The organism is Cellulomonas sp. PS-H5 (assembly GCF_019265565.1).
Taxonomy (GTDB): Bacteria; Actinomycetota; Actinomycetes; order Actinomycetales; family Cellulomonadaceae; genus Cellulomonas.
On the sequence record NZ_JAHVCI010000028.1, the window covers coordinates 41,701 to 53,201 of the forward strand.

Sequence of the window (11,501 nt, forward strand, 5' to 3'; positions counted from 1 at the left end):
CGCGCGGTCCGGGGTGCCGCACGCTATCTCGCGGCGAACGCTACCGCGCGAAGCGGACTACCGGGGCGGGTTTCGGCCACCGACTTCCCACGAGCACGAACCGGGCGCCCGCGGCCCGCGCCGTCGGGCGCCGAGATCGGTGCTCCGGGCCGAGATCGGTGGTCCGGAGCACCGATCTCGGCGAGAAGCACCGATCTCGGCGAACGCCCGGCGTGGGGTCAGGCCGCCGGGGCGCTCGCCGTGGCCACCAGGAACGCCGGCGCGTGCAGGCCCTCGGCCGCGAACGCCGCCGCGACGGCGGCCGCCACGGCGTCCACCGCGTCGGCGCGCACCAGCGCGATCGCCGAGCCGCCGAACCCGCCGCCGGTCATCCGGGCGCCGAGCGCGCCGGCCTCCCGCGCGGACTCGACCGCGACGTCGAGCTCGCGGCAGGACACCTCGTAGTCGTCGCGCAGCGAGGCGTGCGAGGCGTCCATCGCCGACCCGACCTCCTCGACGCGGTCGTCGTCGAGCAGCCCGACGAACTCCTCCACGCGCGCGATCTCGGTCACGACGTGCCGGACCCGGCGCACCAGCACCTCGACCTCGTCGCGGCCCTCGCCGACCGGCCCGGTGCCGTGCGCCAGCGCGGCCAGCGCGTCGCCGAGCCCGTCCAGGTCGATCTCGCGCAGGGTCGCGATCCCGAGGCGGGACGCGGCCTCCTCGCACGCGGCGCGGCGAGCGGCGTACTGGCCGTCGACGAGCGCGTGCTCCGCCTTGGTGTCGATGACGAGCAGCGCGAGGTCGTGCGCGGACAGGTCGAACGGCACGTGCCGGGTCGACCCGTCGCGGCAGTCGAGCAGCAGGGCGTGGCCGGCGCGTGCGCGCAGCGACACCGCCTGGTCCATGCCGCCCGTGCTCGCGCCGGCGATCTCGTTCTCCGCGCGGATGCAGGCGTCGGCCAGCGCGGCGCGCCCGGCGTCGTCCGGCGCGTCGGCGGTGCCCGCGAGCCCGAGGCCGTACAGGGCGTCGAGGGCGACGGCCGCCGCGCACTCGAGCGCCGCGGACGAGGACAGGCCCGCGCCGTACGGGACGCACGAGTCGACCGCGATCTCGAAGCCGCCGACCTCGTGGCCGGCCTCGCGCAGGGCCCAGGCGACGCCGACGACGTAGGCGGGCCAGCCGCTCACCGCGCCGGGCGCGACCTCGGGCAGCGCGACCTCGCGGACGCCGGTGCTCTCCTGCGCCGACACCAGGCGCACGGTGTCGCCGTCGGTGCGGCGCACGGCGACGTAGGTGCGGTGGGGGAGCGCGAACGGCAGGCAGAGGCCGCCGTTGTAGTCCGTGTGCTCGCCGATGAGGTTCACCCGGCCCGGCGCGGACCAGGTGCCGTCGGGCTCGGCGCCGAACCGGTCGGCGAACAGCGCGCGGACGCGCTCGGCCCCCGCGGCGGGCTCCCAGGCCCCGACCCACACCGGGGTGTCCTCGTGCTGCTGCTCCATGCGCGTCATCGCTCCTCGGGCTGGTGGTCGGTCGGGGTGAGCAGCGCGCAGCCGGAGTCGGCCAGCACCGCCCGGGCGGGTTCGGGGAGGCCTGCGTCGGTGACGACGACGTCCACCTCCTCCAGGGACGCGATCCGGGCGAGCCCGACCACGCCCCACTTCGTGTGGTCCGCGAGCACCGTCACCGCGGCCGCGCACCGCAGCAGCGCGCGGTCGGTGGCGGCCTCGGCGAGGTTCGGGGTCATCAGACCCGACTCGTCGAGCCCGTGCACGCCGAGGAACAGCCGGTCGACCCGCAGCGTCGCGAGCGCGGTGTCGGCGACGGGGCCGACGAGGGCGTCGGACGGGGTGCGGCTGCCGCCGGTGAGGATCACGTCGAGCGCGCCGCCCGCCGCGCCCGCCGCCTCGTGCAGCGTCCGGGCGACCGGCAGCGAGTTGGTGACCACCGTCAGCGGCCGCAGCGCGGGGTCGGCGGCGATCTGCTGCGCGAGCAGGTGCACGGTCGACCCGGCCGACAGCGCGACGGCCTGGCCGGGCTCGATGGTGCGGGCGGCGAGCGCGGCGATGTCCCGCTTCTCGGCGGTGGCCCAGGTGCTCTTCTCGGCGAAGCCGGGCTCGTCGGTCGGTCGGCCGGCCCCGCCGTCCGCCGCCACGGCACCGCCGTGCACCCGGCGCACCAGGCCGGCGCGGTCGAGCTCGGTGATGTCCCGGCGGACGGTCATCTCGGAGACGTCGAGCTGCTCGACCAGGTCGGCGACCCGGACGGCCCCGCGGGCGCGCACCTCCGCGAGGATGCGGTCCTGACGCTGGCTGGCGAGCACCGCGACAGTATCCACCAGGACCGCACACGAACCAACATGCCGACGTGCGCGGACCGGGGTGGCGGCGCACCGCGGGCCGGAGGGACGCCCGCGGTGCGCCGCCGGCTCAGGCGGCCGCGGCCGGCGCGAGCGGGAACGCCCGGGAGTACGCCTCGGGACCGTGCCACCGCTCGAGCCACGACTGGTGCGGCAGGAGGACCCAGAGCAGCGGGTACAGGAGCACCGGGGTGCCCGGCAGCACCACCAGCACGATCAGCGCGAGCCAGCGCATCGGCCAGTCGCCGATGCCCACCCGGCGGGCGAGCCCGGCGCACACCCCGCCGAGCACCCGGCCCTCCCGCGGCCGGACCAGGCCGTGCCGCCACATGAAGCCGTAGATCCCGTTCATCGTCATCTCTCCTCCGGTCGGTTGCGATGCCGAGAACACTGCCGGGGAGCGGGGGTGCGGCACATCGGGGGACGACCCGGGACCGCCCCTGAGATCGCCGGGACCGGGGTCGGCCGGACGGGCGACGCGGGCCGCCCCGCCGCGCCGGCCGCGGGTCGCCCGCGCGGACGAGCGGGGTCCGTCCGCGGGGGGACGGCGCCGGGGCGCGCGGCCACGGCCGTCCGACCGGGGGCGTGCGCGCGGCCGCGACCGGGGACGGACCCCGGTCGCGGACGGGACGCCCGGGGAGCGCCCGGTGCAGTCAGCGGCCGACGGGCGTGAGGCCCAGCGACTTCCCCGCGAGGCCCCGCGACCGCGCCGTGAGCGTCGTCGCCACCCCGCGCAGTGCGACGGCGGCGGGGGCGTCCGGGTCGGTCAGCACGACCGGCGTGCCGCCGTCGCCCGCCTCGCGCAGCCGGATGTCGAGCGGCACCTGGCCGAGGACCGGGACGGTCGTGCCGGTCGACCGGGACAGCCCCTCGGCCACCCGCGCGCCGCCGCCGGACCCGAACAGCTCGAGCCGGGAGCCGTCCGGCTGCTCCAGCCACGCCATGTTCTCGACGACGCCGACGACGCCCTGCCGGGTCTGGGTGGCGATGGAGCCGGCGCGCTCGGCGACCTCCGCCGCCGCGAGCTGCGGGGTCGTCACGACCACGAGCTCCGAGCCCGGCAGCAGCTGCGCGACCGAGATCGCGATGTCGCCGGTCCCGGGCGGCAGGTCGAGCAGCAGCACGTCGAGGTCGCCCCAGAACACGTCCGCGAGGAACTGCTGGAGCGCGCGGTGCAGCATCGGCCCGCGCCACACCACCGGCTGGCCCGGCGGGACGAACATGCCGATCGAGATGACCTTGACCTCGTGCGCGATCGGCGGGAGCAGCATCTCGTCGACCCGGGTCGGCGGCTGGGTCACGCCGAGCATCCGCGGGATCGAGAAGCCGTAGATGTCCGCGTCGACGACGCCGACCCGCAGCCCCTGCTGCGCCATCGCGACGGCGAGGTTGGCGGTGACCGACGACTTGCCGACGCCGCCCTTGCCGGACGCGACGGCGAACACCTTGGTCAGCGAGGTCGGCTTGCTGAACGGGATCACGGGCTCCGCGCCGCCCCGCAGCCGCTCGGTGAGGGCCGCGCGCTGCTCGGGGCTCATCACCCCGAGCGCCATCCGGACGTCCGCGACGCCCTCGACGGTCCGCACGGCCGCGGTGACGTCCTTCGTGATCGTGTCCCGCAGCGGGCACCCGGCGGTCGTCAGGTCGATGCCGACGGTGACGACCGCGCCCGCCGCCGGGGTGGTGTCGACGTCGACCGACCGGACCATGCCGAGGTCGGTGATCGGCCGCCGGATCTCCGGGTCGAGCACCCGGGTGAGGGCCTCCCGCACGGCGGCGGCGACGGCCTCGGGGTCACGGGTGTCCAGCGCGGGCGACATGCCGTCCATCGTAGGTGCGCCCGCGGGTCGACCCGCCGGGACCTGGCGACTAGGGCGTCGCGCGGTCCCGCTCGCGCTCGCGGGGACCGGCGGGGTCGTCGCCGGTCTCGCGCTCGGCGGCCGCCTCGCGCTCCTCGACCAGCTCCTCCAGCAGGTTCCGCAGCTCGGACCGGACGAAGTCGCGCGTGGCGACCTCGGACAGGGCGATGCGCAGGGCCGCCATCTCCCGGGCGAGGAACTCGGTGTCCGCCAGGTTCCGCTCGGCGCGCTGCCGGTCCTGCTCGGCCTGCACCCGGTCGCGGTCGGTCTGCCGGTTCTGCGCGAGCAGGATCAGCGGCGCGGAGTACGACGCCTGCAGCGACAGCATGAGCGTGAGGGCGGTGAACCCGTTGGCGGCCTTGTCGAACCGCAGGTGCTCCGGGCCCCAGGAGTTCCAGACCAGCCAGGCGGCGCAGAACAGGCTGAGCCAGAGCAGGAACTTCGGCGTGCCCATGAAGCGGGCGATGCCCTCGGAGACCTTGCCGAACGCGTCGTCCTCGAGCTTGGGCAGCAGGCTGCGGCGCGCGGTCTTCGGGGTGTCGAGACGGTCAGCCACGGCGGCCTCCCCTCGGGGTCGGGCGTGCCGCGGGGCGGGAGCCGCGGGCGCCGACGGCGGGCACCTCGCCCGTCGGGACGGGCTGCACCTCCTCGTCGGTCTCGCGCCAGTCCTCGGGCAGCAGGTGGTCGAGCACGTCGTCGACGCTGACGGCGCCGAGCAGCCGGCGGTCGTCGTCGACGACGGGGATCGCGAGCAGGTCGTAGGTCGCCAGCCGGCGGGTGACCGCGAGCAGCGGCGCGTCGGCGGGCACGGGGTCGATGTCGGTGTCGACCAGGGCGCCGATCGCCTCGTGCGGCGGCTCGCGCAGCAGGCGCTGCAGGTGCACGACGCCGATGAACCGCCCGGTGGGCGTCTCCAGCGGCGGGCGGACGACGAACACCATCGACGCCAGGGCGGGGGTGAGGTCCTTGCGGCGCACGTGGGCGAGCGCGGCGGCGATCGGCGTCTCGGGGCCCAGGACGACCGGCTCGGTCGTCATCAGGCCGCCCGCGGTGTTGTCCTCGTACGCGAGCAGCCGGCGGACGTCCCGCGCCTCCTCGGGCTCCATGAGGGCCAGCAGCTCGGCCTGCTGGTCGTCGGGGAGCTCGCCGAGCAGGTCGGCGGCGTCGTCGGGCTGCATCGCCTCGAGCACGTCGGCGGCGCGGGTGCGCTCGAGGTGGGACAGGATCGCGACCTGGTCGTCCTCGGGCAGCTCCTCGAGCACGTCGGCGAGGCGCTCGTCGTCCAGCGCCGCCGCCACCTCCATCCGCCGGGTCGAGCCCATGTCGTGCAGCACGTCGGCGAGGTCGGCGGGCTTCAGCTCGTCGTACTGCGCGAGCAGCAGCGCGGCGCCCTGCGCGTCGGCGGCCGTGCGGGCGAGCCCGGCGATCTCCTCGATGTCGAGCAGCTCGGGCACCCCGCGGCGGCGCAGCAGCCCGCCGCGCCCCGTGTGCTTGCGGACGAACACCTTGGCGACCAGCCAGTCGCCGTTGCGCTGGCGCTCGATCGCGACGTCCTCGACCGTCGCCGAGCCGGAGCCGTCGGCGAGCTGCACCGTGCGGTCGAACAGCTCGCCGACCACCAGGGTCTCGAACGGGCGCTGCTCGAACCGGCGCATGTTCACCAGGCCGGTCGAGATGACCTGGCCGGCGTCGATCGCGGTCACCCGGGTCAGCGGCACGAACACGCGGCGCTTGCCCGGGACCTCGACGACCAGCCCGACCGCGCGCGGGGCGCCCTTGGGGCGGAGCAGCACGACGACGTCGCGGACCCGCCCGACCTGGTCGCCGATGGGGTCGAAGACGTTGGTGCCGGCGAGGCGCGCGACGAAGACTCGGGTCCCGGTGCCGCTCACGGTGGTCAGCGTAGACGGCGCCCGGCCGTGCGGCGCGCCGCGACGCGGGTGGTCCCGGAGCCCGGGCGACCCTGGCCGGAGCCTGGACGCGGACCATGAAACCCCTGCGTATCGGCCGTGCCGCCTGGCGCCGCGACCCCCCGGGGGGCGAGGATGGACGCATGTCGTTCACCGGCGGTGCCCGCATCCCCCAGACGCCCACCCTGCCCCAGGGCGAGACGGTCGCGTCCTACGGCACGTACCTCGAGGCGCAGAAGGCCGTCGACCACCTCTCGGACCACCAGTTCCCGGTCCAGATGGTGACGATCGTCGGCACCGACCTGCGCATGGTCGAGCGGGTCACCGGCCGCCTGACCTACGCCCGCGTCGCCATGGGCGGGTTCGGGTCGGGCGCGTGGTTCGGCGTGTTCATCGGCCTGCTGTTCCTGCTGTCCGGCGGCTCCTCCGGGATCCTGTTCGCGGCCGTGCTGTTCGGCGGCGCGGCGGGCCTGCTGCTCGCGGTGCTCGTCTACGCGACCAGCCGCGGGAAGCGGGACTTCACGTCCCAGAGCCAGATCGTCGCCGCCCAGTACGCGGTGCTGTGCCGGGCCGAGCGCGCGCACGAGGCGCGGCAGATGCTGCGCGAGGTCGGCGGCGTGCGGGTGGGCGCGGCGACTCCCGTGCCGCCGGCGCACCCGATGGGCGCGCGACCCTCCGACCCGACCGCCGCGTACCCGCAGGCAGCGCCGGGGCAGCCCGCGCCGGGCCAGCCGCCGGTCGCCCCCGGCCAGCCGCCGGCGCAGCCGCGGTACGGCCAGCTCGCGCCGCAGCCCCCGGCCGAGCCGCGCTACGGGCAGCTCGCGCCCCAGCCGCCGGCCGCTCCGCCGTCGGGCGCCCCCGATGCCCAGCCGGGTGCCGAGAAGCAGGACTGACGACCGACGGCCCGGTCCCCCTCGCGCGGAGGGGGACCGGGCCGTCGTGCTGCCGGGACCGTGGCGTCAGCGGGGGAGCAGCCCCGCCATCCACGCCTCGACGTCCTCCGGGGTGCGGGGGAGCGCGGCCGACAGGTTCTCGTTGCCGTCGGCCGTCACGAGCACGTCGTCCTCGATCCGCACGCCGATGCCGCGCAGCTCCTCCGGGACCCGGAGGTCGTCGACCTGGAAGTACAGGCCCGGCTCGATCGTGAACACCATGCCCGGCTCGATCACCGCGTCCAGGTACATCTCCCGGCGGGCCTGCGCGCAGTCGTGCACGTCCAGCCCGAGGTGGTGGCTCGTGCCGTGCACCATCCAGCGCCGGTGCTGCTGGCCCTCGGGGCTCAGCGACTCCTCCACGGAGACGGGCAGCATGCCCCACGCGCCCAGCCGGTCGGCGATCACGTCCATCGCGGCGGCGTGCACGTCCCGGAACCGGTTGCCCGGCACGGCGACCGCGAACGCGGCGTCCGCGGCGTCGAGCACCGCCTGGTAGACCCGGCGCTGCGCGTCGGTGAACGTGCCGTCGACCGGCAGGGTGCGCGTCACGTCCGCGGTGTAGAGCGAGTCGACCTCGACGCCCGCGTCGATCAGCACGAGCTCGCCCTCGCGGACCTGCCCGTCGTTGTCCGTCCAGTGCAGGGTGGTGGCGTGCGGGCCGGCGGCGGCGATCGTCTCGTAGCCGACGTAGTTGCCCTCGACGCGCGCCTGGGACAGGAACGTCCCCTCGATGACGCGCTCGCCGCGGCGGTGCGCCACGGCCTCGGGCAGCCGGCGGACGACCTCCGCGAAGCCCTCGGCGGTCGCGGCGACGGCGCTGCGCAGCTCGGCGACCTCGTGCTCGTCCTTGACCAGCCGCAGCTCCGACAGCGCCTCGACCAGCGCGGCGTCGCGCTCCCCGGCGTCCTCCGTCGCGCGGATCTCCTCGACGACGGCCTCGACGGCCTCGTCCACGCCCGGGACCAGCAGCACCCGGACGCCGTCGGCGCCCGCGTCCTTGGCCAGGGCGTCGCGCAGGTCGTCGCTGTGCGCGGTCGCGATGCCGGTGACCGTCGCCATGTCCTCGAGCGTCGGGCGCGGGCCGACCCAGAACTCGCCGTACCGCGCGTCGGAGAAGAACTCCTCGGTGTCCCGGCCCGCGAGCGGGCGCATGTACAGCACGGCGCGGTGCGTCGACCGGCCGCCGCCGGGCAGCTCGTCGCCCTCGCCGTCCGCGGCAGGGTGCAGCACCAGGACCGCGTCGGGCTCCTGCTCGGCGCCCAGCCCGGTGAGGTGGGCGAACGCGGAGTGCGGGCGGAACCGGTAGTCGGTGTCGTTCGACCGCACCTTGTAGGAGCCGGCCGGGACCACGAGGCGCTCGCCCGGGAAGGCGGCGGCCAGGCGCGCGCGGCGTGCGGCGGTGAACGGGGCCGCCGGGCCCGCGACCGCGGTGCTCGCCGGGCGCTCGGCCCAGCCGGAGGTCACCCAGTCGAGGAACGCGGCCGACTGGGGGCGCTGGCTGCGGTTCGAGCCGCGGTCGGCGAGGGTCTGCTCGCCCTCGGCGGGCTCGGACAGGGCGGGCGCGGGGGTCTCGGGCGTGGGGTCGGTGGCCATGCGCCCAGTCTGGCACCGCGGGCGGGACCAGGGGGCGGACGGCGCAGGCCGCCGGTACCGGTGAGTAGCCTTGCGCGGTGCGCATCGACCTCCACACCCACTCGTCGGTCTCCGACGGCACCGAGACCCCGGGGGAGCTGGTCGCCTCGGCCGCCGCGGCCGGACTCGACGTCGTCGCGCTGACCGACCACGACACGACGGCCGGCTGGGCCGAGGCGTCCGACGCCGCCCGCCGGCTCGGTGTCGCCCTCGTCCCCGGCACCGAGGTGTCCGCCCTGTCGCGCGGCGTCAGCGTGCACCTGCTGTCGTACCTGCAGGACCCGGCGCACCCGGCGCTCGCGGACGTGGTCGCGCAGACCCGGGACGCGCGGCTGCACCGCGGCCGGGCGATCGTCGAGCGGCTGTCGGAGGACCTGCCGATCACCTGGGACGACGTGCTCGCGCAGCAGTCGCCCGGCACGGTCGTCGGCCGGCCGCACATCGCGGACGCGCTGGTCGCGCTGGGTGTCGTGCCGGACCGGACGGCCGCGTTCGCGGACCTGCTGTCCGCGCGCGGCCGGTACTACGTGCCCTACTACGCGCCGGAGGCGGTCGAGGCCGTCGAGGCGGTCCTGGCGTCCGGCGGGGTGCCGGTGTTCGCGCACCCCGGCGCCGACGGCCGCGGCCGGGTGGTGCCGGACTCGGACATCGAGGAGCTGGCGGAGGCGGGCCTTGCGGGGCTCGAGGTGCACCACCGGGACCACACCCCCGAGCAGCGCGCGCGGCTGACGGCGCTCGCCGACCGGCTGGGCCTGCTGGTCACGGGGTCGAGCGACTACCACGGGACGGGGAAGGACAACGTGCTCGGCGAGAACACGACGGCACCGGAGGTGCTCGCGGAGATCGAGCGCCGGGGCCGCACGGCGGTGGTGCGCGGATGAGCGCGGTGCTCGACTGGCGGCTGCTGTCCGAGGTCTTCATCACCCTGTTCGTCATCATGGACCCGCCCGGGACGGTGCCGATCTTCCTCGGCCTGACCGGCGCGATGACCCGGCAGCAGCGGAACCGGGCAGCCCGGCAGGCGATCTTCGTGGCCTTCGGCGTCGTGCTCGCGTTCGCGGTGTTCGGGCAGAGCCTGCTGTCGTACATGCACATCTCGCTCCCGGCGCTCCAGGCGTCCGGCGGCCTGCTGCTGCTCCTCGTCGCGATGGAGCTGCTGACCGGCAAGTCCGAGGAGCCGCAGCCGTCCGGGAACTCGAAGGTCAACGTGGCGCTGGTGCCGCTCGGGACGCCGCTGCTCGCGGGGCCGGGCGCGATCGTCGCGGTGATGGTGTTCGTGCAGCAGAGCGACGGGACCCTCGCCGACTGGGTGGCGATCGCGGTCGGCATCGTGCTGGTGCACGTGTGCCTCTGGCTGGCCATGCGGTTCGCGGGGTTCATCCACCGGCTGCTGGGCGACTCGGGCACGACGCTGGTGACGCGGATCGCGGGCCTGCTGCTGGCCGCGATCGCGGTCCAGCTGGTGGCGGACGCGGTGACGGCGTTCGTCAAGGCGGCGTAGCGCGCGGCCGCACTGTCGCGCTGCCGGGCTGTCGCGCTGCCCGGCGCCGTGCTGCCGGGCCGTCGAGCGGGTAACCGACACGTCGAACGAGTACGCGCCGACTACTCCCTCGACGCGTCGGTTGCTCGCTCGGTGCGGCGCGGACGCGGGCGGTGCGGCGCCGGGGTCGCCGTGCGGGGCTCGCGGGGCGAGGATCGGCGCGTGAGCACTCCCTCCCTCCGCGGGCGGCTCGGCGACGAGCTGTTCGCCAGAGTCGCCGGCCCGCGCGGCCCGCAGGTGCGCGACCGCATCCACCTGACCCCGGGGCCGCGCTGGTTCGGCCCGGACGACGCGATCCGGCGGGTGCACGGCGACGCGTCGATGTTCGTCGGCGGGCTGACCGCGCTGCTGCTGCAGTCCTGGCACCCGCTGGCGATGGCCGCCGTCGCGGCGCACTCCGGGTACCGCGGCGACCCCTGGGGCCGGCTGCAGCGCACCAGCACGTTCCTCGCGGTCACGACGTTCGGCACCGCGGAGCACGCGGCGCAGGCGGTCGCGACCGTGCGGGCGATCCACGACCGGATCACCGGCGTCACCGAGGACGGCGAGCCGTACGCCGCCGCGGACCCGCACCTGCTGCGCTGGGTGCACATCACGGAGGCGCACGCGTTCCTCACCGCGCACCAGCGGTACGGGGCGCGGCCGCTCGACGCCGCGGGCTGCGACGCCTACGTGGCGCAGTCGGCGCGGGTGGGGCGGGCGCTCGGCGCCGAGGACCTGCCCGAGACGGCCGCGGGGCTGCACGCGGCGCTCGACTCGTACCTGCCGGAGCTCCGCGGGACGCCGGCGGCGCGGGAGGCCGCGGAGTTCCTGCTCGCCGACCCGCCCCTGCCCGTGCCGGTCCGGCTGCCGTACGGGGTGCTCGCGGCGGCGGCGATCGCCGGCCTGCCGCGGGCGGCGCGGGCCCCGCTGGGGCTGCCGGACGTGCCGTGGCTGGACGCGACGCTGGCGCCGGCGGGCGGGCACGCCATCACCCGGCTGATCCGCTGGGCCCTGGCGACCACCCCGGCCCCGCCGACGGCGGACGCCGCGGCCTGACGCCGCCGCGCTGCGTACGCGCCGCGCTGCGTACGCGCCGCGCTGCGCGCGCCGAGGTCGAGTGTTTGCTGCTCAGACCCCCGGAGAACCCCTCGACCTCGCCCGGAAACCCTCGACCTCGCCCGGAAACCCTCGACCTCGCCCGGGACGTGCGAGGGCGCCCCTGCCGGGTGGCCGGGGCGCCCTCGTCGTCGTGCGTCGGGAGGCTCAGGCCTCCGCGGGAGCGGCCGGGGCCGACTCGCCCTCGCC

11 protein-coding genes are annotated in these 11,501 nt (G+C 76.4%); 4 read left to right on the forward strand and 7 right to left on the reverse strand.

Annotation, left to right across the window (positions count from 1 at the left end; genetic code table 11):
• Positions 1-218 precede the first annotated feature (218 nt).
• The 6 genes from galK to J5O08_RS12155 all read right to left on the reverse strand — a co-directional run bounded on the left by galK (position 219) and on the right by J5O08_RS12155 (position 6,089).
• Positions 219-1,481, reverse strand: coding sequence for a galactokinase (gene galK, locus J5O08_RS12130; RefSeq protein WP_218707135.1), 1,263 nt, complete (start codon positions 1,479-1,481; stop codon positions 219-221).
• Positions 1,482-1,486: 5 nt separating this feature from the next.
• Positions 1,487-2,302, reverse strand: a complete 816-nt coding sequence (locus J5O08_RS12135; RefSeq protein ID WP_218707136.1) for a DeoR/GlpR family DNA-binding transcription regulator — start codon at positions 2,300-2,302, stop codon at positions 1,487-1,489.
• Positions 2,303-2,408: 106 nt separating this feature from the next.
• The gene (locus J5O08_RS12140) at positions 2,409-2,690 is read right to left on the reverse strand and encodes a PspC domain-containing protein (protein ID WP_218707137.1); all 282 of its coding nucleotides are present in this window, start codon (positions 2,688-2,690) and stop codon (positions 2,409-2,411) included.
• A gap of 301 nt (positions 2,691-2,991) precedes the next feature.
• A complete protein-coding gene (locus J5O08_RS12145) occupies positions 2,992-4,158 on the reverse strand; it encodes an Mrp/NBP35 family ATP-binding protein (RefSeq protein ID WP_218707138.1) in 1,167 nt (388 codons plus the stop codon).
• A 49-nt stretch (positions 4,159-4,207) separates the two neighbouring features.
• Positions 4,208-4,753, reverse strand: coding sequence for a DUF1003 domain-containing protein (locus J5O08_RS12150; protein WP_218707139.1), 546 nt, complete (start codon positions 4,751-4,753; stop codon positions 4,208-4,210).
• Positions 4,746-6,089, reverse strand: coding sequence for a magnesium transporter MgtE N-terminal domain-containing protein (locus J5O08_RS12155; RefSeq protein ID WP_218707140.1), 1,344 nt, complete (start codon positions 6,087-6,089; stop codon positions 4,746-4,748). The genes J5O08_RS12150 and J5O08_RS12155 overlap by 8 nt, the downstream gene beginning before the upstream one ends.
• A gap of 161 nt (positions 6,090-6,250) precedes the next feature.
• On the opposite strand from J5O08_RS12155, the gene J5O08_RS12160 reads away from it, so the two are divergent.
• Positions 6,251-7,000 carry a general stress protein gene (locus J5O08_RS12160; protein ID WP_218707141.1) on the forward strand — a complete coding sequence of 250 codons (750 nt, stop codon included), beginning with the start codon at positions 6,251-6,253 and terminating at the stop codon, positions 6,998-7,000.
• Positions 7,001-7,066: 66 nt separating this feature from the next.
• On the opposite strand, the gene J5O08_RS12165 is transcribed toward J5O08_RS12160, so the two are convergent.
• Positions 7,067-8,635, reverse strand: coding sequence for an aminopeptidase P family protein (locus J5O08_RS12165; protein WP_218707142.1), 1,569 nt, complete (start codon positions 8,633-8,635; stop codon positions 7,067-7,069).
• A 77-nt stretch (positions 8,636-8,712) separates the two neighbouring features.
• Between J5O08_RS12165 and J5O08_RS12170 the strand changes: the two genes are divergently transcribed.
• From J5O08_RS12170 to J5O08_RS12180, 3 genes are all read left to right on the forward strand, one after another.
• Positions 8,713-9,555, forward strand: a complete 843-nt coding sequence (locus J5O08_RS12170) for a PHP domain-containing protein (protein ID WP_217616200.1) — start codon at positions 8,713-8,715, stop codon at positions 9,553-9,555.
• Complete coding sequence (locus J5O08_RS12175; RefSeq protein WP_147794239.1) at positions 9,552-10,175, forward strand: MarC family protein; 624 nt, start codon at positions 9,552-9,554, stop codon at positions 10,173-10,175. Before J5O08_RS12170 ends, J5O08_RS12175 begins: the two co-directional genes overlap by 4 nt.
• A 201-nt stretch (positions 10,176-10,376) precedes the next feature.
• A complete protein-coding gene (locus tag J5O08_RS12180) occupies positions 10,377-11,252 on the forward strand; it encodes an oxygenase MpaB family protein (RefSeq protein ID WP_218707143.1) in 876 nt (291 codons plus the stop codon).
• Positions 11,253-11,501 lie beyond the last annotated feature (249 nt).

Excerpts from the sequence above, each read along its gene's own strand:
- J5O08_RS12160 (WP_218707141.1), top strand. The coding sequence starts at position 6,251 with ATGTCGTTCACCGGCGGTGCCCGCATCCCCCAGACGCCCACCCTGCCC.
- J5O08_RS12145 (WP_218707138.1), bottom strand. The coding sequence starts at position 4,158 with ATGTCGCCCGCGCTGGACACCCGTGACCCCGAGGCCGTCGCCGCCGCC.
- J5O08_RS12175 (WP_147794239.1), top strand. The coding sequence starts at position 9,552 with ATGAGCGCGGTGCTCGACTGGCGGCTGCTGTCCGAGGTCTTCATCACC.
- J5O08_RS12165 (WP_218707142.1), bottom strand. The coding sequence starts at position 8,635 with ATGGCCACCGACCCCACGCCCGAGACCCCCGCGCCCGCCCTGTCCGAG.
- galK (WP_218707135.1), bottom strand. The coding sequence starts at position 1,481 with ATGGAGCAGCAGCACGAGGACACCCCGGTGTGGGTCGGGGCCTGGGAG.
- J5O08_RS12140 (WP_218707137.1), bottom strand. The coding sequence starts at position 2,690 with ATGAACGGGATCTACGGCTTCATGTGGCGGCACGGCCTGGTCCGGCCG.